The 24653-nt window shown below is 63.4% G+C and carries 20 protein-coding genes; 8 read left to right on the top strand and 12 right to left on the bottom strand.

What is annotated here, in order from left to right; genetic code table 11:
• Positions 1–5: 5 nt before the first annotated feature.
• Positions 6–1538 carry an acyl-CoA carboxylase subunit beta gene (locus tag MHM97_RS06875; RefSeq protein WP_239321116.1) on the bottom strand — a complete coding sequence of 511 codons (1533 nt, stop codon included), beginning with the start codon at positions 1536–1538 and terminating at the stop codon, positions 6–8.
• A 338-nt stretch (positions 1539–1876) separates the two neighbouring features.
• On the opposite strand from MHM97_RS06875, the gene MHM97_RS06870 reads away from it, so the two are divergent.
• Both MHM97_RS06870 and MHM97_RS06865 read left to right on the top strand, forming a co-directional pair.
• A complete protein-coding gene (locus MHM97_RS06870; RefSeq protein ID WP_239321113.1) occupies positions 1877–3070 on the top strand; it encodes a multidrug effflux MFS transporter in 1194 nt (397 codons plus the stop codon).
• A 277-nt stretch (positions 3071–3347) separates the two neighbouring features.
• A complete protein-coding gene (locus MHM97_RS06865) occupies positions 3348–4736 on the top strand; it encodes a helix-turn-helix domain-containing protein (protein ID WP_239321111.1) in 1389 nt (462 codons plus the stop codon).
• Positions 4737–4790: 54 nt separating this feature from the next.
• Here MHM97_RS06865 and MHM97_RS06860 read toward each other — a convergent pair whose 3' ends face one another.
• The 5 genes from MHM97_RS06860 to MHM97_RS06840 form a co-directional block, all read right to left on the bottom strand.
• Positions 4791–5030: a YdcH family protein gene (locus tag MHM97_RS06860; RefSeq protein ID WP_065322120.1), complete on the bottom strand. Its 240-nt coding sequence runs from the start codon at positions 5028–5030 to the stop codon at positions 4791–4793.
• A gap of 363 nt (positions 5031–5393) precedes the next feature.
• Complete coding sequence (locus MHM97_RS06855) at positions 5394–5873, bottom strand: hypothetical protein (RefSeq protein WP_239321108.1); 480 nt, start codon at positions 5871–5873, stop codon at positions 5394–5396.
• Positions 5874–6035: 162 nt separating this feature from the next.
• Positions 6036–7691: a choline dehydrogenase gene (betA, locus tag MHM97_RS06850; protein WP_239321414.1), complete on the bottom strand. Its 1656-nt coding sequence runs from the start codon at positions 7689–7691 to the stop codon at positions 6036–6038.
• 145 nt (positions 7692–7836) lie between these two features.
• Positions 7837–9294 (bottom strand): betaine-aldehyde dehydrogenase, encoded by a 1458-nt coding sequence (betB, locus tag MHM97_RS06845; protein WP_239321105.1) that lies wholly within the window; start codon positions 9292–9294, stop codon positions 7837–7839.
• Between the two features lie 227 nt (positions 9295–9521).
• On the bottom strand, positions 9522–10730 hold the full coding sequence (locus MHM97_RS06840) for a BCCT family transporter (protein WP_239321102.1): 1209 nt from the start codon (positions 10728–10730) through the stop codon (positions 9522–9524).
• A 193-nt stretch (positions 10731–10923) separates the two neighbouring features.
• Here MHM97_RS06840 and betI point away from each other — a divergent pair, with 193 nt between their 5' ends.
• Positions 10924–11514 (top strand): choline-binding transcriptional repressor BetI, encoded by a 591-nt coding sequence (gene betI / locus MHM97_RS06835; RefSeq protein ID WP_239321100.1) that lies wholly within the window; start codon positions 10924–10926, stop codon positions 11512–11514.
• A 66-nt stretch (positions 11515–11580) separates the two neighbouring features.
• Here the strand turns inward: betI and MHM97_RS06830 are convergent, their stop codons facing one another.
• Together MHM97_RS06830 and MHM97_RS06825 are read right to left on the bottom strand one after the other, a co-directional pair.
• A complete protein-coding gene (locus MHM97_RS06830; protein ID WP_239321097.1) occupies positions 11581–12588 on the bottom strand; it encodes a DUF1036 domain-containing protein in 1008 nt (335 codons plus the stop codon).
• 136 nt (positions 12589–12724) lie between these two features.
• The gene (locus MHM97_RS06825; protein WP_239321095.1) at positions 12725–13666 is read right to left on the bottom strand and encodes a DMT family transporter; all 942 of its coding nucleotides are present in this window, start codon (positions 13664–13666) and stop codon (positions 12725–12727) included.
• A gap of 262 nt (positions 13667–13928) precedes the next feature.
• On the opposite strand from MHM97_RS06825, the gene MHM97_RS06820 reads away from it, so the two are divergent.
• Positions 13929–15518, top strand: a complete 1590-nt coding sequence (locus MHM97_RS06820) for an ABC-F family ATP-binding cassette domain-containing protein (protein ID WP_239321092.1) — start codon at positions 13929–13931, stop codon at positions 15516–15518.
• Here MHM97_RS06820 and MHM97_RS06815 read toward each other — a convergent pair.
• Positions 15515–16456 carry a pirin family protein gene (locus MHM97_RS06815; protein ID WP_239321089.1) on the bottom strand — a complete coding sequence of 314 codons (942 nt, stop codon included), beginning with the start codon at positions 16454–16456 and terminating at the stop codon, positions 15515–15517. The genes MHM97_RS06820 and MHM97_RS06815 overlap by 4 nt on opposite strands.
• A 93-nt stretch (positions 16457–16549) precedes the next feature.
• Positions 16550–17179: a LysE/ArgO family amino acid transporter gene (locus tag MHM97_RS06810; protein WP_239321086.1), complete on the bottom strand. Its 630-nt coding sequence runs from the start codon at positions 17177–17179 to the stop codon at positions 16550–16552.
• A gap of 112 nt (positions 17180–17291) precedes the next feature.
• Here MHM97_RS06810 and MHM97_RS06805 point away from each other — a divergent pair, with 112 nt between their 5' ends.
• The 4 genes from MHM97_RS06805 to MHM97_RS06790 all read left to right on the top strand — a co-directional run bounded on the left by MHM97_RS06805 (position 17292) and on the right by MHM97_RS06790 (position 22302).
• Complete coding sequence (locus MHM97_RS06805; RefSeq protein ID WP_239321083.1) at positions 17292–18179, top strand: LysR family transcriptional regulator ArgP; 888 nt, start codon at positions 17292–17294, stop codon at positions 18177–18179.
• Positions 18180–18275: 96 nt separating this feature from the next.
• On the top strand, positions 18276–19088 hold the full coding sequence (locus MHM97_RS06800; protein WP_239321080.1) for a TIGR00282 family metallophosphoesterase: 813 nt from the start codon (positions 18276–18278) through the stop codon (positions 19086–19088).
• Positions 19089–19931: 843 nt separating this feature from the next.
• Positions 19932–21710 carry an SLC13 family permease gene (locus MHM97_RS06795; RefSeq protein WP_239321078.1) on the top strand — a complete coding sequence of 593 codons (1779 nt, stop codon included), beginning with the start codon at positions 19932–19934 and terminating at the stop codon, positions 21708–21710.
• A gap of 127 nt (positions 21711–21837) precedes the next feature.
• Positions 21838–22302: an META domain-containing protein gene (locus tag MHM97_RS06790; RefSeq protein ID WP_239321075.1), complete on the top strand. Its 465-nt coding sequence runs from the start codon at positions 21838–21840 to the stop codon at positions 22300–22302.
• A gap of 46 nt (positions 22303–22348) precedes the next feature.
• Here MHM97_RS06790 and MHM97_RS06785 read toward each other — a convergent pair whose 3' ends face one another.
• Both MHM97_RS06785 and MHM97_RS06780 read right to left on the bottom strand, forming a co-directional pair.
• Complete coding sequence (locus MHM97_RS06785) at positions 22349–22819, bottom strand: NADAR family protein (RefSeq protein ID WP_239321072.1); 471 nt, start codon at positions 22817–22819, stop codon at positions 22349–22351.
• An 81-nt stretch (positions 22820–22900) separates the two neighbouring features.
• Complete coding sequence (locus tag MHM97_RS06780; protein ID WP_239321070.1) at positions 22901–24574, bottom strand: FAD-binding dehydrogenase; 1674 nt, start codon at positions 24572–24574, stop codon at positions 22901–22903.
• Positions 24575–24653: the final 79 nt, after the last annotated feature.

Raw genomic sequence — 24653 nt, 5'->3', positions numbered from 1 at the left:
TGCGATCAAAGCGGGATGTTGTCGTGTTTCTTCCACGGGTTCTGCAGCTTCTTGTTGCGCAGGCTGGCAAAGGCGCGCGCCACCCGGCGGCGGGTGGATCTGGGCTGGATCACCTCGTCGATAAAACCGCGCTCCGCCGCCACAAAGGGATTGGCAAAGCGGTCCTCGTATTCCGCGGTCTTGGCGGCGATCTTTTCCGCATCGCTGAGGTCGGCGCGGTGGATGATCTCGGTGGCGCCCTTGGCGCCCATCACCGCGATCTCCGCCGTTGGCCAGGCGTAGTTGAAATCGCCGCGCAGGTGCTTGGACGCCATCACGTCATAAGCACCGCCATAGGCCTTGCGGGTGATCACGGTGACCTTGGGCACCGTCGCCTCCCCATAGGCAAACAGCAGCTTGGCGCCATGCTTGATGACACCGCCGTATTCCTGACTGGTCCCCGGCAGGAATCCCGGCACGTCGACAAAGGTAAGGATCGGGATTTCAAAGGCATCGCAGAACCGCACGAAGCGCGCGGCCTTGCGAGAGCTGTCGATATCGAGACAGCCCGCCAGCACCATCGGCTGGTTCGCCACCACGCCCACGGTCTGCCCTTCAAGGCGGACAAAGCCGGTGAGGATGTTCTTGGCAAAATCCTCCTGAATCTCGTAGAAATCGCCCTCATCCGCCACTTTTGTGATGAGTTCCTTCATATCATACGGCGTGTTGGCGTTTTCCGGGATCAGCGTGTCGAGGCTGTCCTCGATCCGCGCCGGATCGTCAAAGAACGGGCGCACCGGGGGTTTTTCCCGGTTGTTCAGCGGCAGGAAATCCACCAGACGGCGCACTTCGGCCAGCGCTTCGACGTCGTTCTCAAACGCACCATCGGCCACGGAGGATTTCTTGGTATGGGTGGAGGCCCCGCCCAACTCCTCGGCGGTGACCTGTTCGTTGGTCACGGTTTTTACAACATCCGGGCCGGTCACGAACATATAGGATGTGTCCTTCACCATAAAGATGAAGTCGGTCATCGCGGGGCTGTAGACCGCGCCACCGGCGCACGGCCCCATGATGACGGAGATCTGCGGGATCACGCCAGAGGCCATAATGTTGCGCTGGAAGATTTCCGCATAGCCCGCGAGTGCGTCGACGCCTTCCTGGATGCGGGCACCGCCAGAATCGTTGAGGCCAATAATGGGCGCGCCGTTCTGGATCGCCATATCCTGAATCTTGCAGATCTTTTGCGCGTGGGTTGCGGACACCGAACCGCCCAGCACGGTGAAATCCTGCGAGAACACATAGACCTGACGGCCATTGATGGTGCCCCATCCGGTGATCACACCGTCGCCCGCGGGCTTGTTGTTCTCCATGCCAAAATCGGTGCAGCGATGGCTGATGAACATGTCGAACTCTTCAAAACTGCCTTCGTCCAGCAGGAGTTCGATGCGTTCGCGGGCGGTCAGCTTGCCGCGCGCGTGCTGTGCATCAATGCGTTTCTGCCCACCGCCGAGCCGCGCGTTTTCGCGGCGCTCTTCGAGTTCGGCAAGGATATCCTTCATGGCAAATGCCCCCTGATCAGTTTGGGCCCAATGTTTCGAACGTGTTTGAACCGGGTTCGTTGCGGCCGACCCTAACGTGACGCCGGATCGACCCCAAGGCAAATATGGCAAATTTGCAAATACAATGCATAGCCCGCTCGCTAATCAGCAAATCAGCAAATTCCTCCCATCGCCCCCCGCCCCGGCCGTAGGATCGGACCGCCGCGTGCCGCCTGGTGACCTGCTTCACAGACAGGCGCCGCGATGTCGGGCAAAATTGTACCCTAGGGACGGGTTCATTGGACAAGCACCGCGCCGCGCCCTAGACCCTGAACAGGTAAACTAAACCGAGACGTACAGTGACCCGCACCACCCCACCGACCATTTGGACCCTGATCCTGCTCTCCGGCCTTTCCGCCCTGGGGATGAACATCTTTCAGCCCTCGCTGCCCGGCATGGCCGCCTATTTCGGGGTCGAGTATCGCCTGATCGCCCTGTCGGTGCCGCTTTATCTGGCCGCAAGCACGGTGATCCAGATCGTTGTCGGGCCGATTTCGGACAAGATGGGGCGGCGTCCGGTGATGATGGCGTCATTGGTGCTGTTCCTGCTGGCCACATTGGGCTGTATCTTTGCAACAACCGCCGAGGGGTTCCTGGCCTTTCGCATGGCGCAGGCGGTGGTCGCCACCTGTATGGTGCTGAGCCGCGCCGCTGTGCGCGACATGTATGAGGGACCAAAGGCCGCGAGCATGATCGGCTATGTCACCATGGGGATGACGGTGGTGCCAATGGTGGGGCCGGCGCTTGGCGGGATCTTGGATCAGGCCTTTGGCTGGCACGCGAATTTCTGGCTGCTGTTTGCCGCCGCTGCGGTGACGCTGATGATTTTCTACGCCGATTTTGGCGAGACCGCGACCGCAAGCGGCAAGCCGTTGATCGCGCAGTTTCGCGAATACCCGGCGCTGCTGCGCTCGCCGCGCTTCTGGGGCTACTCGTTGGCGGCGGGCCTGTCGTCGGGCAGCTTCTTTGCCTATCTCGGCGGCAGCCCCTTTGTGGGCACCAATGTCTACGGGCTGAACAGCGCCCAACTGGGGATCTATTTCTCGGCCCCGGCGCTGGGGTATTTCCTCGGCAACTTCCTGTCCGGGCGCTACTCGGAGCGGTTCGGGATCAATGCGATGGTGTTCTGGGGCGCGATCATCAACATCTTTGGCGTCGGGCTGTCGCTGACCATCACCCTGGTCGGGATGGACTCGGTCTGGACCTTCTTCGGGCTGATGTGTTTTGTCGGGCTCGGCAATGGTATGGCGATCCCAAACGGCACCACCGGCGCGATCAGCGTGCGCCCGCATCTGGCAGGGACCGCTGCGGGGCTGTCATCGGCGATCATGATCGGCGCGGGTGCGGCGCTCTCGGCCACGGCGAGCTGGCTACTGGTGCCGGGCTCTAACGCTTCGCCGCTTCTGGAGATCATGTTTGGCAGCGGTGTCTGCGGGTTGATCGCCATCCTCTATGTGATGCGCCGCGAGCGGCAGTTGGGCCTTGCGGCCTGATCCTTCTGACATTTCTGCCTGACATCTCTGCCTGACCAGAGGTGTTTCGCTTCGGGCTTTGCCCGAAGCGACCGACGCGGCGCGCGCCCCTGCCGGGGCGCGCGCCGCGCTCGGCCCAACTGCGGGCCTTGCTTTTTCAAAGCAGGGGCCGTGGGCGGGAGGTCTCCCCTCGCCCTTTCAGGTTGCTCCCAACGGCCACTGCTCGGATCACCGCGGCTTGCCAGCTTGAATTTGCAGTTATACAAATAGACCAGCTCAATTTGCAAAGGCACGCCACATGGCCACCCAAAAGCTCTATGCCGGGGCGAAGCTGCGCGAGATGCGCAACCGGATCGGCCTCACCCAGAAGGACTTTGCCGCCAAGCTCGGCCTCTCCCTGCCCTATCTGAACCAGATGGAGAACAACAACCGGCCCGTGTCCACCACCGTGGTTCTGGCGCTGGCACAGGAGTTCGGGCTGGATGTAACGGAGCTGTCGTCTGGGGATAGCGAGCGGCTGATTTCCGACATGCGCGAGGCGATGGCCGATCCGGTCTTTGCCGATGATGTGCCGCCGCTTGCGGATCTGCGTCTCACCGCCTCAAACGCGCCAGCGCTCGCGCGCGCTTTCCTCAGCCTGCACCGCGCCTACCGGCAAACCCATGAACGGCTTGCCTCGCTGGATGAGGCGCTGGGGCGTGCGGATGCGCGCATTCAGGCCAGCCCCTGGGAAGAGGTCCGCGACTTCTTTCACTACTGCGACAACTATATCGACGCCGTGGACCGCGCGGCCGAGCGGTTTTCAGGCAGCGGCGACACACGTATGAACGCCGAGGCCGCGCTGCAACAGATCGGCGTCACCCTCACCCTGCGCGACATGGAAGGCCTGCGCGCCTATGATCCGGAGACCAAGGTGCTGGCGCTTTCGCATCGCTCCGCGCCGCAAACGCGGCTGTTCCAGATGCTCTTGCAACTGGCGCTGCTGCGCTACGGGGATTTGCTGGAAGCAACACTGGACTTTGCAAAGTTTCAGACCGAGGAAGCGCGCTCCATCGCAAAGATCGGCCTTGCCAACTATTTCGCAGGCGCGGCCCTGATGCCCTACACAAGGTTTCTGGAGGCCGCACAATCCTGCCGTCACGATCTGGAGCTGCTGGCGATCCGCTTTGGCGCCTCGATCGAGCAGGTGGCGCATCGGCTGTCGACCCTGCAGCGCCCGGGTGCAAAGGGCATTCCGTTCTTCTTTGTACGCGTCGATCAGGCCGGCACCATCACCAAGCGCCACTCTGCCACGCGGCTGCAATTTGCCCGTTTTGGCGGTGCCTGCCCCTTGTGGAACGTCCACCGGGCGTTTGAAACACCGGGGCGTTTTTTGCGCCAGCTGGCCGAGACCCCCGACGGGGTGCGCTATATCTCGCTGGCGCGCGATGTGTCGAAACCGGGCGGATCGTTCGGGGCACCGGTGCGGCGCTATGCGATCTCGCTGGGCTGCGAAGTCAGCCACGCGGATGCGCTGGTCTTTGCGGATGGGCTCGATGTGACGCAGGCCTCGGCCTTTGAACCCATCGGCATTTCCTGCCGGATCTGCGAGCGCCAGCACTGCCACCAGCGCTCGGTGCCGCCGTTGGAGCGACGCCTGTCGGTCGATACCAATGAGCGCAGCGTGCTGCCCTACCGGGTCAACTAGTCACGCAAAAAGGCCGCCCAAATTTGGGCGACCCTTGGCGTTCATCAGGAAGGCTCAGGCCTTGGACAGAATGCCCCAGATCTCATCCTTGAGGGCAGCACGTGTCTTGCGCAGCTCGCTTTCGGCCTGCTCGGACACCGGCTCCACATTGGTTTCAGCGCGGTGCACGGCGCGGTTTACCTCGTGATACTCCTCCGAGAGCTTTGCAAAATGCGCATCCGACTGTTTGAGATCGCTCATCAGAGCGGCTTTTTCAGGAAATTCCTCGGCCAGTTCATGCGGGGTATGAGACATCTGTTCGCTCCTTCAATGCGTTGTTTGACAAGAGCTTAGAAGATGACTCGCAGCCACACTTTGACCGGGATCAAGTTTTGGCGGAATTCCAAACCCCGAATGACGTGCGGCGGGCATCGCTGCGATACCCGGGCCTCAAGTCAAGCTGCCGCACCAGCGCCCGATTTCAAGCGCCGCTACATGTTATTCCCTGTGGTGGCAGAGGTTTCGAACCGTGTGAAAGGCCGTGCACCTGCTCCACCCCACTCCGATACGGAGCGGTTATCTGATCGAGCACAGGGAGAGGAATGAGGACAGACTTCAAATCAGGCTGGTCTGCTCTGAGCCCTCGTTGCCTTGCATTGCAAACGAAAGCTGAAGTCATCATTGGCATTCGATTTCCATCCAGTGATTTACAGAAAAGGCTCGTCCTCCGCCAAGACTTTGAAGCTGAACTGTGGCTCCACCATCACCTTTGTCGAAGCGCGCATCTATCGTCGATATGTCTCCAATGCCAGAACTAAGGCTCAGGATCTGAATATCGGGTTTGCCAAATTTAAGCTGCATCGAAAAAACGAGTGTCACGAACTCTTCAAAGTCGCCTTCCAACTTTTCATGGACTGAAGAGACTACCCCGTTGCAAACAAACAGGGATAGGTTCGTGCCTTCGACAACCCATTGTCCCGGCAAGTTTTCCGAAGTAGGCACGAGTTCCCATCCCTGTCCGAGCGCATGCTGTTGTGCTGCTTCAAATGAGCTTCCCAGTTTGAAGCCCCCGGCTTCCTTTGGATCGGCAGCGTATGCCACAGAGGTGACAAACACGCCGAATGCGGTTGTTAAATAGATCCTTTTTGAAAAGTTCATTCGAGTTCCCATTGGTTGTTAAGTCGGTCTTCGCAGAAACCGGCAGGAAATCAATGACATCTTCGTCCGCTTGTCGACCAACAGGACTCTCAGGCATGTCGATAAAAAAACCGCCCCACTGCGGATGCAGGGGGCGGCCAGTCGTGACCGACAGTGCAGGGTTCAGCGCTGTGCGGTCTGCCAGTTCGGATTAAACCAGGGTTCGGCATTCGACGATGGCAGCCGTCGGCCGAGGATATGATCGGAGGCTTTCTCGCCCGTCATGATCGAGGGCCCGTTGAGGTTGCCATTGGTGATGCGCGGGAAGATGGAGCTATCTGCCACCCGCAGCCCCTCGACGCCGATCACCCGGCATTCGGGGTCAACCACCGCCATCGGGTCATCCACCGCGCCCATCTTGCAGGTGCCGCAGGGGTGATAGGCGCTTTCGACGTGTTCGCGCAGGAACCCGTCGATCTCCTCATCGGTCTGCAGGTCGGTGCCGGGCTGGATCTCGTGCTTCAGGTACGGTTTCATCGCGTCCTGAGCAAAGATCTCGCGGGTCAGGCGCACGCATTTGCGGAAATCGATCCAGTCCTGCTCGGTCGACATGTAGTTGAACAGGATCTTCGGCGCGGCATTGGGATCGGCGCTGGCCAGTGTGACCTCGCCGCGCGAGGCGGAGCGCATCGGGCCGACATGGGCCTGAAAGCCGTGGCCCTCGGCAGCGACCTTGCCGTCATAGCGCACCGCCAGCGGCAGGAAGTGATACTGGATGTCCGGGTAGTCGATCCCCTTGTCCGACCGGATGAAGGCCGCGCTCTCGAACTGGTTCGACGCCCCCAACCCGGTCTTGGTAAAGAGCCACTGCGCCCCCACCAAAGCCTTGCCGAAGAGGTTCCAGTATTTATAGAGCGTGATCGGCTGTTTGGAGGCGAACTGGAAATAGAACTCCAGGTGGTCCTGCAGGTTCTGGCCGACGCCGGGGCGGTCTGCGACCACCTCGATGCCATGTTCGGCCAGATGCGCGGCGGGGCCAATGCCCGACAGCATCAGCATCTTTGGCGAATTCAGAGAGGAGGCTGCGAGGATCACCTCCGCACCCGCACGGATCACCTCGATCTGGCCACCGCGCTCGACCTCGACACCAACGGCGCGGCCGTCTTCGATCACCACCTTGCGGGCCAGCGCGCGGATCATGGTGCAGTTGTCGCGCTTCAGGGCAGGCTTGAGATAGGCGTTGGCGGCGGACCAGCGGCGGCCCTTGTGGACCGTCATCTCCATCGGGCCAAAGCCCTCCTGCTGCTCGCCATTGTAGTCCTTGGTGACCGGATAGCCCGCCTGCTGCCCGGCCTTCACAAAGGCATCATGCAGCGGGTTGTCGCGGGGGCCGCGGGTGACATGCAGCGGGCCATCTTTGCCGCGCCAGTCGGGATCGCCGCCGTGGCCACGGTCGTCCCAGGTCTCCATGCGTTTGAAATACGGGAGAACATCGGCGTAGGACCAGCCCGTGGCACCGCTCTCGGCCCAGTGGTTGTAGTCGCCGGCGTGGCCGCGCACATAGACCATCCCGTTGATCGAGGACGAGCCGCCGACCACCTTGCCGCGCGGGGTGACCAGCTCGCGCCCGCCCAGATGCGGCTCGGGCTGGGATTTGTAGCCCCAGTCATACATCGACATATTCATCGGGTAGCTGAGCGCGCCCGGCATCTGGATGAACGGGCCTGCATCGGTGCCGCCATGTTCGATCACCAGCACCGATTTCCCCGCCTCGCTCAGACGGTAGGCCATGGCGCAGCCTGCGCTGCCGGCCCCAACAATCACGTAATCCGCGTTCATCGCGTCCATTCTCCTGTCACAGGGCCGCACCCGCCGGGGCTGACCACAAGGCATAGCTTCTCAGTTCGCCCGCGTCCTTTTGGGCGACGGGGCGGGTGGGTGGGCGTCGCCCAAAAGGACGCGCCCTATCGTTTAGGTGCAGACCTCAGAAGGCTGCTTCGCAATCGCCCATGCGCACATAGACCGACTTCACCTGGCTGAAGTGCTTGATCGCCTCCTTGGAGTTTTCACGCCCCACGCCAGAGGCTTTGACACCGCCAAAGGGCGCCTCGACCGGTGCGTCATTGTAGGAATTGATAAAGCAGCTGCCGGCCTCAAGTTGACCGATCACCCGGTGGGCGCGGGTAAAATCCTTGGTGAAGACCCCGGCGGAGAGGCCAAACTCAGTGTCATTGGCGCGCGCCACAACTTCCTCTTCGGTGTCGAAATCCAGCACGCACATGACCGGGCCAAAGATCTCTTCGCGGGCGATGGTCATATCGTCGGTGACATCGGCAAAGACGGTGGGCTGCACGTAGTAGCCATCCATATCGGCGCGTCCGCCGCCGCAGATCAGCCGGGCGCCCTCTGCCTTGCCCTTCTCGATATAGCCAAGGACGATCTCCATCTGACGCTCGCTGACCATCGGGCCGAAGCTGACGCTCTCATCCATCGGGTCGCCCAGTTTGGCGGTGGCTGTGCGCTCGGCCAGACGGGCGAGGAATTTCTCCTTGATGTCCTTGTGCACAAAGACGCGGGTGCCGTTCGAACACACCTGACCGGAGGAATAGAAGTTTCCGTTGATGGCGCCGGAAATCGCGTTCTCGATGTCGGCATCCTCAAAGACGATCATCGGGGACTTGCCACCCAGCTCCATGGTCACGTGTTTCATGCCCTCGGCGGCGGCAGCGTAGACCTTCTTGCCGGTGGGCACTGAGCCGGTCAGCGAGACCTTGTCGACGCGCGGGTCGGTGACCAGCTGACTGCCGACCTCGCCCATGCCCTGCACCACGTTGAACAGGCCCGCGGGCGCGCCCGCCTCGATCAGGATCTCGGCCACCTTGAGCGCGCAGAGCGGCGTGGTCTCGGAGGGTTTGAACACCATCGAGTTGCCACAGGCCAATGCGGGCGCACCCTTCCAGCAGGCGATCTGGGTGGGGTAGTTCCAGGCGCCGATGCCGACGCAGAGGCCCAGCGGTTCGCGGATGGTATAGACCCAATCCTCGCCCAGCGGGATGTGCTCGCCCGTCAGGCTTGCCGCCAGACCACCGAAATATTCCAGCGCATCGGCGCCGGAGGTGGCATCCGCGACCAGCGTTTCCTGCAAGGGCTTGCCGGTGTCATAGGTTTCCAGCACCGACAGGTCATGGTTGCGTTCGCGCATGATGTCGGCCGCCCGGCGCAGCACCCGGCCGCGCTCTGTCGGGGCGGTCTTGGCCCAGATCTTCTGCGCCGCCTGCGCCGAGGTCAGCGCCTGTTCGACGATCGCCGGGGTGGCGGCATAGACGGTGGCGATCTCTTCGCCGGTGGCGGCATAGATCACCGGGATCGGGGTGCCGGAGGTATCTTCGACATAGGCGCCATTGATGAAATGGCTGGCTTGGGGCTGGGCCGGATGTGTCATGTCTCTCGCCTCTTTCCTTCTCAGGTCAGCGTGGGTCCCGCGCATCTGCGGGACGGTGTGATGATCCTCCGTGCCCGCAGATGCGGCACACGAAGCTGTGCGGTTTTTCGGGGACCGGCACATGCAGGAAGGGCGCGGGCAGCGTCACTCTTGCATGGGTCGGTAGCGGACCCTGGATGGTGTCGCCCCGCCTGCGGGCACAGGCCGGGCGACACCGGAGGTGCGTCTTAGTGCACCGCTTCGATCTTGGAGAAGTCCAGATCGTTTTCTTCCGGGCTGGCCTCGATCGCCATGACCTCGTCGCGTTTGCTGACGAAGATGTAGATCAGGCAGGCCACGTAGAGACCGATCACCACGGCACCGATCCACTGGATCTGCAGCCACTGGCTCTGGAAGGCGACGGTCAGCGCAAAGAGCACAATCGCGTTGCCCAGGATATAGGGCAGCTTGCCAAAGCGTTTGCTGGTGAGGTTCAGGTTGTCGGTATAGAGGCGGATCAGCGAGTCAAACGAGTTGATCACAAAGACCACGCCCACAACCATCATCGAGACATTGATGAACAGCGTCGTCGGGATCTCGTTCAGGTGGTAGTAGTAGAGCACCGAGAACCACACGCCGAGCGGGATCGACGGGAAGATCAGCAGCGCGGCCAGCACCTGCCAGGTCTTCAGACCGCCGACAAAGCGCGAGGTGAACTGACCGATCATGATCGACCAGGCAAACCACCAGAACAGGTAGAACTCATGGTAGTCGGTGAGCGGCAGCACGAACTTGTGGATGTTGGCAAAGTAGCCGCCGATGTTGCCGGCGGTGCCTGCAAACTCGCCCAGCCCCATGCCGGAATAGGCCCACATGCCCAGGATCAGCGCCGCAAACAGGCCGGTGGAGCCCAGCGACAGGATGCGCACGTATTTGATGTCGGTCGAGGAGAAGGCCGCAAACAGGATCACCAGGAAGGTGATGACGTAGAAGGCCGGGATCACCGTCTCGCCGTCGCCCATGAAGGTGGCGTAATAGGGCAGATAGATCAGGAACAGCGCGCCGGTGAAGGCACAGGTGCCGATGATGACGATGTTGTTGATCCATTTGACCACCGGGATCTCGAAGAACTTCACCCGCGGTTCGATGACGCAGAAGTAGAAGGTGGTCAGGAAGTAGAAGCCCCAGATCAGGAAGCCCCAGAAGCCGAACTCCAGCGCCAGCGGGTTGGTGAACCCATAGGCGGGATTGTTTTCCACATCCGCATAGAGCGGGAAGTCCCAGGCCAGCGGGAACATGATGAGGCCGACGTCGAGGCCGGATGTGAACAGGATCGCGATGAATGTGAACAGCGGCACGGGTGTGACGCCGACCACCTCCAGGTTCCACCACTTGATGACGCAGAATGCCACCAGCGCAAAGGCCAGCAGAATGCCTGCGGAAATCAGGTATGTCATATATTTCACCTCCCAGTGAATAAGTCGCAGAGGCGCGGGCTGGCGCCTCCTCGGGTCGATGTTATTGTTGTTGGTGACCGGGATCACGCGATCCCGGCCTGACTAAGCTAACCAAATTTTGAATGGCCATTCAAGTTTTGGTTTTTTGAAGTGAAATATTGAATCTGAAACCAAGCTGACGCACTCTCATTTTATGGCACGCAAACGCATCCGCGACATCCGCAACGAAGAACTGATCGAAGCCACCATCGTCACCGTGCACAAGCGGGGCTATGGGACTGTAACCATGGCGGAAATCGCGCGTGAAGCCGGCGCCTCCGCGGCCTCGATCAGCTATTATTTCGGCTCCAAGGAAGGGCTGATGGAGGCCACGATGCGCCACCTTCTGCGCAAGCTGCGCGCCGCCATGGTAGCGGGTTATGCACGGGCCGAAACACCGCTCGAACGGCTCTATGCGGTGATGGATGCGAACTTTGCAGATTCGCTTTACACCGTGCCGCAGTGCAGCATCTGGATGCAATTCTGGGCCAATGCGCCCTATTCCACCAGTCTGGCGCGGCTGCACCGAATCAACCGGGCCCGGGTCCGAAGCCATTTTGTCGCCGAGTTGAGCCAACTGGTCCCGCCCGAACAGGTCGAGACCGCGCGTCAGGCGCTGCAAAGCTACATGGACGGGGTCTGGCTTCAGGCGGCACAGTCCGAGGGGCCGCTGGACACCGCCGCCGCCCGTCGCGCCGCCCATCGGGTGGTGGATCTGGTGACCTCGCGCGAATTGGTCGCCTGAGCAGATGCGGGATCTCTGCCGCGCGATGCGTGTGTCGGGCGGGACCTGCGGGCGTTGGCAGGCGGCTCAGCCGTCGCGGTGATACCGGAGCGTGGTGCCCTGCGGCAGATAGACCAGTGACAGGTCCTGCCCGGAGACATGCTCCAGCCGGTAACACAGATGCGTCCCGGCGGTATTGGCCCAGGTAAAGAGATACGGCCCCTGCCCGCTATGCGCGCCGCAGTGGTCCTGTATGGAGAGATACTCCACCGACGTTTCCGCCCCCGCATAGGTGTTCACCCGTTCGGCGCCACTGACGCGGAAGCTGTCGTCCGGGTCGGTCATGCGCCGCCAGGTCCCCTGCAACCGCGCCAACAGCCGGTCGGCGGCGTTGACGGGTTGCAACACCGCCTGACGCAGCACCAGTTCGGAGGTGGTGTCGAAGAGATCGGCGCGCTGACCGGAAATCGCCACCCGCCGCCCCTGCGGCAACTCCGCAAGCTGCTGCCAGAGCGCCGGATCGATACGACTGTCGTCATAGACCAGAAACCGCCGCCCGGCCCCGATGAAGGTGCAGAAGCTCACATAGGGGGCCGTGTCCAGCTGGCAGTCCTGAAACACCGCAACGCCGCTGAATTCGGGCGCGGTGATCGCCCGGGGCGCCCCGGCGCCACGTCCGGGGATCAGATTGGCACTGAGCCGGTGGCTGTGCTGAACGGCCGCGATGCCGGTATCGATGCGGGCAAAGTTTTCCTGCCGATGGCCCCGGAGGGCGCAGTTGGTGTCACCGGTGATGCGAAAATCGCTATCGTCGACACAGAAAGACAGCTTGTCGTCCTGAAACTCCCAGCCCTCGGTTTCCACCCGCAGATAATAGAACCGATGCCGCAACGCGCCCGCGACCACATCGCTGCACTCTTGCGGCGCGAGGTCCCACCAGCCCGTCGAGCTCCAGTCCGCGGTCGCCTTGTAGCCGATGGCCACCCGTTGCCGGGCGCTGGTGTCGTTGCAGATCTCCAGCCCGGCCTGCGCAGAGGTCGACAGGCCCAGCGCCAGCGCCAGCCACAACAGCCCTCTGATCTGATGCAAGGCCATGGCATCCTTACGTAAGATGGTCGTTCCGCAGCCGTATCTATGACAGAAATGTAACCGCTTGACGACAGACCGGACGGTAAGCCGTTCAAGTTTTTGTTAATTTCTGCCACACGGCGGAGCGCGCAGGCCACTGCGTTCAGGATTTCATCGCATGCGGGGCCGGCGTGATGGCACGCCGTTTCAGCATCGCTTCACGCCAGGTGATAAAGGTCACGGCGCCCAGGATCATGGTGCCGCCGAGGACGACCCAGACATCGACGCTCTCGCCAAAGGCCAGCGCCCCGAGGAGCGTCGCCCAGATCAGCTGCAGGAAGGTGACGGGCTGCGTCACCGTCAACGGCGCCGAGGCAAAGGCCAGCGTCATGGTATAGTGGCCCGCGGTGGCAAAACAGGCCACGCCGAACAGCACCGCCAGTTCATAAAGCGTCGGCGTGACCCAGTTCGCCAGCGCAAAGGGGGCCAAACCGATCGTCACCCAGAGCGACAGCATCGCCACCACCACCGTGGGATTTGTCCGCCCCACCATGGTCTTGGCCACAAGATAAGAGATCCCGAAGGCAAACCCCGTGACCAGCATCGCCAGATGCCCCGGAGAGACTGCGCGAAACCCGGGCCGCAGGATCACCACCACGCCCAACAGCGCGACCGCAACCGCGGCGATGCGGCGAAAGGCCAGCTTTTCACCCATGAAAATCGCAGCACCCAGCGTCACATAGACCGGCGAGAGGTAGTTCATCGCCGTGACCTCGGCCAGCGGAATGCGGGTCATGGCAAAGAACCACATGATGACCCCCAGCGCATGCACCGCGCCGCGCAGGGCAAAAAGACCGTGCAGGTTCGGGGTCCAGGTCACCGCCCTGAGCGAGCCGATCATCGGGATCAGGAACACCAGCCCCAGCAGATAGCGCAAAAACGCGCTCTCGGCGGGAGGGATGCGCGGTCCCATGTATTTCACCAGCGCCGTCACCGCCACGAAGTTAAGCCCCGTCACCAGCATCCAGAAGACACCGCGCATGGGATTGGACGTTGGCTGGGCTGGCTGCCTTGCCATCTCTTTGGTCAGGGTTGCATCGCTCATGGGCGCAAGCAGACACCCATTGCGGGGGCAAGACAACCCTTCACTTGTGAAATATTGTACCCCTTATTGCGCTGTCATGATGGGTACAAGCGGCCACCAGCTGAGCGAAGTCCTGCCTGACGTGTCGTTCCTGTCGAGACCTCTTGCCTTTCGCGTTTTGGCGCATATGTTTCTTGGCAGGAGCAACAGAGGAAGACCCTATCCATGATCCAGACCCTTGCCGCACTCGCCCTGTTTGTGTCGCTGCACGTGGTTCTTTATCATGCCCTCTCCCACCGCCTCCGTCCGTCTCGACAGCCTGCATTGGTCCGCCGCTGACGCGCGACCTGTTCTCTCGGACATCACCCTCAGTTTTCACCCCGGTCGCACCGGGATTGTGGGCCGCAATGGCACCGGCAAGACGACGCTGCTGCGTCTGATTGCGGGGGATCTGCCGCCTGCATCGGGTCGTATCGTGACCACCGGCACGGTCGGTTGGATGCGACAGGACGTGGCCGCGCAGGATCACCTGACGGTGGCGGAGCTGTTTGGCGCGGCCTCCGGTCTGGCGCGGCTGACGCGTGCCGAGGCCGGCTGCGCGAGTGCCGCCGATCTCGCCGAAGCCGATTGGACCCTGCCCGCCCGGATGGAGGCCGCCATGCAGCGCTGCGGCCTGTCGTTGCGCCCGGAGGCCACGCTGGCGCAGCTGTCGGGCGGGCAACGCACCCGGCTTGCGCTGGCGGCGCTGCTGTTTCAGGAGCCGGATATCCTGCTGCTGGACGAGCCGACCAACACCCTCGACACCGAAGGGCGCGCCACGGTGCGGCAGGTTCTGCGCGACTGGCGGGGCACCGCGCTGGTGGTGAGCCATGATCGCGAACTGCTCGACGACATGGATGCCATCGTGGAGCTGAGCCCGCTTGGGGCCAGCCGCTTTAATGGGCCCTACAGCCAGTTTCGGGCGGAAAAGGACGCAGCCTTGGCGGCGGCGCATCATGATCTGAACGAGGCCGACAAAGCCCGCAAGGACACCGCCCGCCGCGCGCAGGAGGCCGCCGAGCGCAAGGCGCGGCGCGACAGCGCGGGCAAGGCGGCGCGTGCCTCAGGAAGCCAGCCCAAAGTCCTGATGGACAAGGCAAAAGAGCGCGCCGAGGTTTCCAAAGGCGCAGGCGTGCGATTGCGCGAGGCGCGGCAGGCGGCGGCGGATGAGGCGCTGGCGGAGGCCCGCGCCCGTATCGAAATACTTGAGCCGATCCGCATGGACATCCCCGCAACCGGGGTGCAGCCCAGCACGCGCATCCTGACCCTGCACGGGATCACCGCTGGCTACGGCACCCGCGACGTGCTGCAGGATCTGTCGCTGGAGGTCACCGGGCCGGAACGGATTGCGCTGCACGGCCCCAATGGCTGCGGCAAGACCACGCTTCTGTCGGTGATCCTCGGGCAGCTGACGCCCCGCGCCGGATCTGTGGAACGCCACGCAAGTGCCGCGCTGTTGGATCAGCATGTGAGCCTGCTGGAGGCCTCCGAGACACTGGTGGAGAACTTCCAGCGTCTCAGCCCCGCAGCCACCCTGAATGAGGCCCGCGCAGCACTGGCGCGGTTTCGGTTTCGCGCCGAGGATGGTTTGCAGTTGGCGGGGGCACTCAGCAGCGGGCAGCGGTTGCGGGCGGGGCTGGCCTGCACCCTTGGCCGCCCGGTGCCGCCGCAGCTATTGGTGCTGGACGAGCCGACCAACCACCTCGACCTAGACGCGGTTGAGGCCTTGGAAGCTGCGCTGCGGGACTATGACGGCGCGCTCATCGTGGTGAGCCACGACAGCGCCTTTCTCGACCGGATCACCCTGACCCGGCACATCAGCTTGGGGCCTTAACGCGTTGGCAGCGGGATAAATTCCGCGTCATCGCCGGGCGGCAGGTGAAAGCGCGGGTTATTGGCAAAATCGCCGCGTGCCCAGGCCTGTTTGGCCTGTTCGATCTTTTCCCTGGAGGAGGCGACGAAGTTCCACCAGATGTGGCGCGGCCCGCCCATGGTCTCGCCGCCCAGCGCCATAAGGCGTGCGCCCTCCGGCCCCGCCGTGACGGTGATCGCATCGCCGGGGCGAAACACCATCATCTGCCCCGCCTCAAAGGTCTGGCCTGCAATCTCGACCGCGCCGCGGGTGATATAAAGCCCGCGATCCTCGTGGTCATCCGGCATTGGCAGCTTGGCCCCGGCGTCCAGAATGACATCGGCATAGAAGGTCTCTGACAGCATGGTCACAGGCGCGCGCTCGCCCCAGGCGGAGCCGAGGATCAGCCGCACGTCCTTGCCCTCGCCCAAAAGATGCGGCAGCGCCTCTTTGCCGTGGTGTTCAAACACCGGTGTCATGTCTTCCTTGTCTTCGGGCAGCGCGATCCACGTCTGGATGCCAAAGAGGTTGCTGTGCCCCTTGCGGGTCGCCTCCGAGGTGCGTTCGGAATGGGTGACGCCATTGCCAGCCACCATCCAGTTGACCTCGCCGGGGTATATCATCTGATGGGTGCCGAGGCTGTCGCGGTGTTCAAACTCACCCTGATAAAGATAGGTCACGGTGCCAAGGCCGATGTGCGGATGCGGGCGCACGTCGATGCCGCCGCCGGTGATGAACTCTGCCGGGCCCATCTGATCGAAAAAGATGAACGGCCCCACCATCTGACGTCGGGGCGCGGGCAAGGCGCGGCGCACCTCAAACCCGCCGATGTCGCGGGCGCGGGGAATGATCAGCGTCTCGATACTGTCGAGACTGCCTGCATCGGGGCACTTGGGTTCCAGTGTCGGGTTCCAACTCATGAGCCTGTCCTTTCCTCGCCGCGTTCCCCCTAAACTAGGCCACGGGCGCTGCTCTGACAGCCTGCTGGTTTTGCACAGACGCTGCGCGCCCGCTCACATCAGGGCGAGTTTCAACGCCAGCGCCAGCATCACCACGCCGATCAGCGCGTCCAGCACCTGCCATGCCCGGGGCCGCGCAAACACAGGCGCCAAGAGCCGCGCGCCATAGCCCAGCGTGAAGAAGAACACGAAGGAGGCCGTGACCGCGCCAAGGCCAAAGATCCATGCCGGTGTGTATTGCGCCGAGATCGCCCCCAGCAGCACCACCGTATCGAGATAGACATGCGGGTTGAGCCAGGTAAACGCCAGACAGGTCAGCACCGCAGGCCAGAGCGCGGTCTGCACGCCCTGCCCTTCGGTCCTGAGTGCTGCGCCCCCCGTCCACGCCGCCCGGAGCGCGCGCAGCCCGTACCATGTCAGAAACAGGACGCCGCCAAGGCGCATCGCGGTTTCAAACCACGGCACCGCGGCAGTTAGCGTGCCAAACCCCGCCACCCCGGCGGTAATCAGCAACGCGTCCGAAAACGCGCAGGTCAACACGATGGGCAGCACATGCTGGCCCCGGATGCCCTGGCGCAGCACAAAGGCGTTCTGCGCCCCGATCGCCAGGATCAGGCTAAAGCCAAGGCCAAAGCCTGCCATCAGGGTCGGCAGCATGTCCGGGGTCATCGTCATGGGCTGCATGTGGCTTTGTCCTTTTGTGTCAATGCGCAACGCCCGGGGGCGGTTGCCTTTGACTAACCGCTGGTGTTGGCGTAATCCAATTAAAGATACTCACCTCAATTAAGCACAGCTAATGAACTTCGATCCCCCTCACCTCGCCGCTCTCTCGGCGGTGCTGCAACTCGGCAGCTTTGATGCGGCGGCGGCGGCGCTTGGCGTGACGCCCTCGGCGATCTCGCAGCGGATCAAGGCGCTGGAGGATCGGGTCGGCACGCCGCTGGTGAACCGCACCAGCCCCTGCACCGGCACCGAAACAGGGCTGCGCATCGCCAAACATGCCGAGGATGTCGCCCTGCTGGAGCGCCACCTGGGCCGGGATCTGTCCTTGGAGACCACCGACAAACCGGCACGGCTGAAGGTTGCGGTCAACGCCGACAGCCTCGCCACATGGTTTGTGCAGGCAATGGTCGCCGCCGAAGGGGTGCTGTTTGATCTGGTGATCGACGATCAGGACCACAGCACCGACTGGCTGCGGCGCGGCGCGGTGTCGGCGGCGGTCACGGCAGAGGCGCAGCCGGTGAGCGGCTGCGATGTGCATGCCCTGGGGCGGCTGTCGTATGTGGCCACCGCCAGCCCCGCCTATGTGGCACGCTGGTTCCCGGACGGGCTGACGGCAGAGGCGGCCCGCCATGCGCCCTGCATGATCTTCAACGCCAAGGACCGCTTGCAGCATCGCTGGCTGGAGACGCATGTGGCGGCGGCGATCATACCGCCCGCGCATTACCTGTCGTCCACGCAGGCGTTTCTGGATGCGGCCGCCGCCGGGCTGGGCTGGGGGATGAACCCGGAAGTGCTGGCACGCCCCTATCTGGCGCGCGGTGATCTGGTGGAGCTGGTGCCCGGCAGCCGGCTGGATACGCTGCTGTATTGGCAGGTGAGCCGGATCATGGCCCCGGCCCTGCGCGAGATCACCCTTGCGGTGCGCCGGGCGGCGGGGGCTGCATTGGGACAAGACGGCTGAGGCGGGCGCGGCTGAGGTCCCGCGCCCCGATCTGCGCCGCAGGACCCACAGCTTTGCCCCTTGCCGCCGCCCGCCACTGCGCCTATTCCGGGGGGCATGCGAATTCTGTTTCTTGGCGATGTCATGGGCCGCGCGGGACGTGCGGCGATTACCGAAACCCTGCCGCGTCTGCGCGCGGACTGGCGGCTCGATTTTGTCGTGGTGAACGGCGAAAACGCCTCCAACGGCATGGGGCTGTCGGGCGATCATGCCAAGATCCTGTTTGATGCCGGGGCCGATTGCGTGACCCTGGGCGATCATGCTTTCGATCAGAAAGACATGCTGCAATACATCGAACAGGACAGCCGCATCGTGCGGCCACTGAACTTTGCCAAGGGCGCGCCCGGACGCGGGCACCGGCTGTTCACCGCCCGTGGCGGCCAGAAGGTGCTGGTGACGCAGGTGCTGGGACAGGTGTTCATGAAACGCGCCTTTGACGACCCGTTTGGCGCTGTCGAAAGCGTGCTGAAATCGCACCCGCGCGGTGGTCTGGCGCAGGCGATCATTGTCGACATACATTGCGAAGCCACGTCGGAGAAGATGGCGATGGGTCATTTCTGCAATGGCAGGGCCTCGCTGGTGGTGGGCACCCATACCCATGTGCCGACGGGAGATGCCCAGATCCTCGAGGGCGGCACCGCCTATCTGAGTGATGCCGGCATGTGCGGCGACTACAATTCGGTGATCGGCATGGACAAGGCCGAGCCGATGCGCCGGTTCCTGACCGGCATGCCCAAGGGGCGGTTTACCCCAGCCTCCGGGGCAGCGACGCTGTCCGGCGTCTATGTCGAAACCGATGATCGCACCGGGGCCGCCAAACGCATCGAGATGGTGCGCCAGGGCGGCCTCCTGCAACAGGCCGCCCCCTGACCCCCGCACCCGCACCGTTTGCCCTCAGGCTCGAACGCCGCCCAGCCGGGAGCAAACCCGGCCTGTGCCGCATTGAACGACAGGCGTAGCATCGCTTCGTTCCCGGTTGGCTCTCCGCGCGCGGCTCCCGCAAGCGGGAGAGCTCCTGCCTCACACAGGCCTTCGGCGCGTCGACGTCAGCACTGACAGCGCCCGAGCATCGGGACCAAACGCCTCTCGCGGCTCTCGACCCTGCCAGCTCCGCGCGATCTCATTCCCATTTCCCCGCCGACGCTAAAACCTCTCCACCCTCTTGGTTCCCGACACACGCGCAGGCTGACCGCCGGATGATCGGTAGGCATGGAGCGCCGGTCACGAAGCACGGGCGTTTTCCCGGTGGCGACGGTCCTGGTGCACAGCCGCAGAGATACGACCTAACGGTCGGTCGCACCACAAGACGGGGGCGCTCCCGCCCACGGCACGCTGCTCTGGCCTGCGCCAGAGAAACGGCCGCGGTTGGGCCGGGCACCGCACGCAAGCGTGCGGTGCCCGGCCCAACGGGAGGAGGGCTTTTGTCAAAAAGCATGACGACGGGCGGGAGCGCCCCCGGCCTGTGTTCCGGTCTGTCATCACGCGACATCGGACGCCCGACGACCGCAGCATTGGGCGGCGGGCGACCGCCGCGGTACCGGCGGCGTCCGGATGTCGTCCCCGCAGCGGTGGCAGAGGCGCAGATCCTGCCGCAGTCACTGATTTTTTGCTGCGACAATCGCTTGCTGCGCGCCACAGGATCGGTGAAACTGCCCGTCGGCTGAAGCCCCGCCCCGGAGTGCGGCGGGCGCAACCCTGGCATACTGGATCTCTATGTTTCTCTTTCAATCGGGTGACACCTCAAGCGCAATTCTGGCGCTGCTGATCGTCCTTGGCATGTTCGTGGCCTTTCTGCGCGAAACCTACCCGACCGAAGTGGTGGCCCTCTGCGGCGTCTCCCTGATGCTGGTGACCGGCGTGCTGCCCTATGACCAGGCGCTGCCGGTGCTGGCAAACCCCGCGCCCTGGACCATCGCGGCGATGTTCCTGATCATGGGGGCCTTGGTGCGCACCGGCGCGCTGGATGCCTTCACCTCGGTCGCACGCAAGAAGGCCGAGGTCAGCCCGAAGATGGCGATCGCGCTCCTGATGGGCTTTGTGGTGATCGCCTCGGCGTTTGTGTCCAACACGCCGGTGGTGGTGGTGATGATCCCGGTCTTTATCCAGATCGCGCGCACGCTCAATGTCTCGCCCTCCAAGATGCTGATTCCGCTGTCTTATGCGGCGGTGCTGGGCGGCACGCTCACCCTGATCGGCACCTCAACCAACCTGCTCGTCGATGGTGTGGCCCGCGCGCAGGGCCTGAAGCCCTTCTCGATCTTCGAGGTCACACCCCTGGGCATCGTGGTGGTCGCATGGGGCCTGATCTACTTGCGTTTCATCGCCCCGCGTCTGCTGCCGGAACGCGACAGCATGGCCTCGATGCTCTCCGACCGCTCCAGGATGAAATTTTTCACCGAGGCCGTGATCCCCCCCGACAGCAACCTGATCGGGCGCGAAGTCACCGGCGTGCAGCTGTTCAAACGCCCCGGCGTGCGGCTGATCGATGTGATCCGGGGCGATGACTCCCTGCGCCGCAACCTCGAAGGGGTGGAGCTTCAGGTGGGCGACCGCGTGGTTCTGCGCACCAAGATGACCGAGCTTCTGAGCCTGCAACGCAACAAGGAACTGAAGCGCGTCGATCAGGTCTCCGCCGTGGAGACCAAAACGGTCGAGGTGCTGATCACGCCGGGCTGCCGCATGGTGGGCCGCAGCCTCGGCGCCATGCGTCTGCGCCGCCGCTACGGCGTCTATGTGCTGGCGGTGCACCGGCGCAATCAGAACATCGGCGTGCAGCTCGACGATCTGGTGGTGCGTGTGGGCGACACCTTGCTTCTGGAGGGCGCGCCCGGCGACATCCAGCGCCTTGCCGCCGAGATGGACATGGCCGATGTCTCCCAGCCCACGCAGCGCGCCTATCGGCGCAGCCATGCGCCGGTGGCGGTGGCCGCAATGGTCGGGATCGTCATCGGCGCGGCCTTTGGCCTGGCACCGATCCTGATGCTGTCGATCCTTGCGGTGGCGCTGGTGCTGGCAACCCGCTGTATCGACGCGGATGAGGCGTTTTCCTTTATCGACGGGCGTTTGCTGGCGCTGATCTTCTCCATGCTGGCCATCGGGGCCGCACTTGAAAGCTCCGGCGCGGTCAAACTCATCGTCAGTGGCATTTCGCCGGTGCTCGCAGACCTGCCGCCGTTCTTCCTTGTCTGGGCGGTCTATCTGCTGACCTCGGTGCTGACGGAACTCGTCTCAAACAACGCGGTGGCCGTGGTGGTCACGCCGATTGCGGTGGGGCTGGCTCAGGCGATGGGGCTTGATCCGCGCCCGCTGGTGATTGCGGTGATGGTGGCGGCCTCGGCCTCCTTTGCCACGCCCATTGGCTACCAGACCAATATGCTGGTCTATGGCCCCGGCGGCTACAAGTTCTCGGACTTCCTGCGGGTGGGCATTCCGCTCAATCTCTCGATGGGAGTGCTGGCCTCGGCGGTCATTCCGCTGCTGTGGCCGCTCTAGGCACCTGACCACCGGGATGCGCGTCTTTTCGCGCATCCTGACCGCATGTTGTGCAGGTCCCCTTGCGACGGCCCCTGCCGCTTCCCACGTTTGTCTTTCGAGACAGACACGATTGGGAATGGGACCCATGCAAACAACCCGAAGAGCATTTATCGCCGCCGTATTGGTCGCCGCCTCCGCCATCGTGATGAGCGCGCAGACCCGTGCCACGGAGCCTGCAAAACCACCCTTGGCCGAGACCGAGTGGACCCTGAGCCAGATCGAGGGCGAGACCCCGCTGGAGGGGCGTGGCCTTGACCTGAGCTTTGACGAAAACGGCCGCTTTGGCACCAGCGCCGGATGTAACCGTTTTATGGGTGACGTCGAGATCGAGGGCGAAGAGATCACCTTCCCCGACAAGATCGCCGGCACCATGATGGCCTGCCCCGAGGGACTGGCGGAGCAGGAGGAAAAGGTGCTGTCGCTCCTTGCACAGGTGACGCGCTACCAAATGGAGCCCGACGCCCTGATCCTGCTGGACAGCGACGGCAGCGAGCTGTTGCGCTATAGCCGCGAGGTCGAAGACGACAGCCTTGTGGAAACCAGCGGCTAAGACATGTGGTCAGGAGGGGTGCTTCCTGACCCGCTCTGCGCTTCGGTCAGGAGTTGCCGACGCCCGCGTTGCCTGACAGCTCGCGTCGAACCGTCATCAGGATCTGACCCAGCTTGTTGAGGCCGCGCCCATCCGGGCCGCAGCCCCAGTAGGCATCCATCGGCGCATTCTCGACCAGTTGTGCCTCCCCGGTGCTCAGAAGGAGCTGCCGGAGTGCCGCGTGGGTCTGGAATTTGCACCTGACAGCGGTAAGCATGATGTCGTCCTTGACCTCTTCCCAATCCGTCCGCAGCGGTATGGCGCGTGTCATGCCAAGGGCTTTGGCCGCCTTTGGCTTATGGCAGCGCCGAATGCGTTCGCGGTGGTCGGCGTCATGAAACTTCATCGCCTGAAAGCAATGCTCCACCGTGCGCCACCATGTGCCGTCAAACGCCACACCATAGGGAGCAAAGTTTGAAAACTCCGCGTAAGGGTCTGTTTGGGCGTAAAAATAGATGGGTTCCGGGTGTAGGGACATCGGAATTGATGAATCGCATCACAGGGGCATGGCGCCAGCCAAAGATGCGCTCAACGGGTGTGCCATCATCTCTGGCATCGGTCAGGCGATCTGATCCGAGCGTCCGGCTTGCCGGCCGGAAAACAGGCAGCCGCCCAGAAATGTGCCCTCCAGCGCGTTGTAGCCGTGATAGCCGCCGCCCCCAAACCCCGCCGCTTCGCCCACCGCAAACAGGCCGGGCAGTGGTGCGCCGTCTGCGCCGATCATCTGGCTGTCCAGCGTGGTGTGCAAACCGCCCAATGTTTTGCGGGTGAGGATACTGAGCCGCACCGCAATCAGCGGCCCGTTGGTGCGGTCCAGCAGACGGTGCGGCTTGGCCGTGCGAATGAGCCGGTCGCCGCGATAGTTGCGCGCCGCATGGATCGCCTGAATTTGACGGTCCTTGGCAAAGGGATTGTCGACCTGCGCATCCCGCGCCTCGATCTGTGCTCGGATATGCGCCTCATCCAGAGCCACATCGCCGATCTCATTCATGCCCCGCACCAGATCCGAGAGGGTCTCTGCCACCACAAAATCGGCGCTGTGTTTCTTGAAGGCTTCCACCGGGGCCGGGGCCTTGCCGCCGGACAACAGCCGCGCGCGCAGCACCTCGGCCCATTTGCCAGAGGTGAGGTCCGGGTTCTGCTCCGAGCCGGAGAGGGCGAATTCCTTCTGGATGATCTTCTGGCTCAGGATGAACCAGCTGTAATCCTGGCCGCTGGCAAGGATCGCCTTCAGCGTGCCCAGCGTGTCAAACCCCGGCAGCGCTGGGTCGGGGAGCCGGGTGCCATGGGCATCAAACCAAAGAGATGAGGGGCCGGGCAGGATGCGAATGCCATGGTTGGGCCAGATCGGGTCCCAGTTCCTCAGCCCCTCGCAGTAGTGCCACATGCGATCACCATTGATGATATGGCCGCCTGCGGATTGCGCCACCTTCAGCATGCGCCCGTCCACATGTGCAGGTACGCCCGAGACCATGCGGCTGGGCGCGGGGCCAAGGCGTTCGGTGGGCCAGTTGGCGCGCACCATCTCCAGATTGCCGCCGATGCCGCCTGAGGCCACGATGAGCGAGGGGGCGTATACCTCGAATTCGCCCACCTCCTGCCGGTTGGTTTGTGCGCCGATGGGGCTGGTGTCCTCGGCCAGCACCTCACCCGAAACGCCCTTGATCTGGCCGCCCTGCTGGATGATGTGGCTGACCTGATGGCGAAAGCGCGCATCTATGCGACCAGCGGTCATATGCGCCTCAATGCGCCGGGCAAAGGGGGCCACGACGCCCGGTCCGGTGCCCCATGTGATGTGAAAACGCGGCACCGAGTTGCCATGCCCCTCGGCGCGACCATCGCCGCGCTCGGCCCAGCCCACCACGGGAAACCAGCGCAGGCCCAGACCGTGCAGCCACGGGCGCATGTCGCTGGCGGCAAACTCCAGATAAGCTTTGGCCCATTGCCGGGGGTAGTCGTCCTCGGGGCGATCATACTGCGCGCTGCCCGCCCAATCCCGCCGCGCCAGATCAAGGCTGTCGCGAATGCCCATGCGGCGCTGCTCGGGCGTGTCAATCATGAAGAGCCCGCCCAGGCTCCAATGCGCCTGACCACCGAGAAAATGGGCAGGCTCCTGCTCCAGCAGGATCACCTGCTTGCCCCGGTCTGCCAGCTCATTTGCAGCCACCAGCCCCGCCAGCCCGGTTCCGATCACGATGACATCGGCGCTGTTGTCTCTCTGCGCGGCGGCCATGGCGCTCCTCCCCGATTGGCAATGCCCTTGGGTCTGAGCCTAGGCGCAAGGGGGCGCGCCGCGCAATCCTTGCGTGTAG

This window comes from Epibacterium sp. Ofav1-8 (genome assembly GCF_022348185.1).
GTDB lineage: Bacteria > Pseudomonadota > Alphaproteobacteria > Rhodobacterales > Rhodobacteraceae > Epibacterium.
This window is presented reverse-complemented; position numbering and strand designations above follow the sequence as displayed.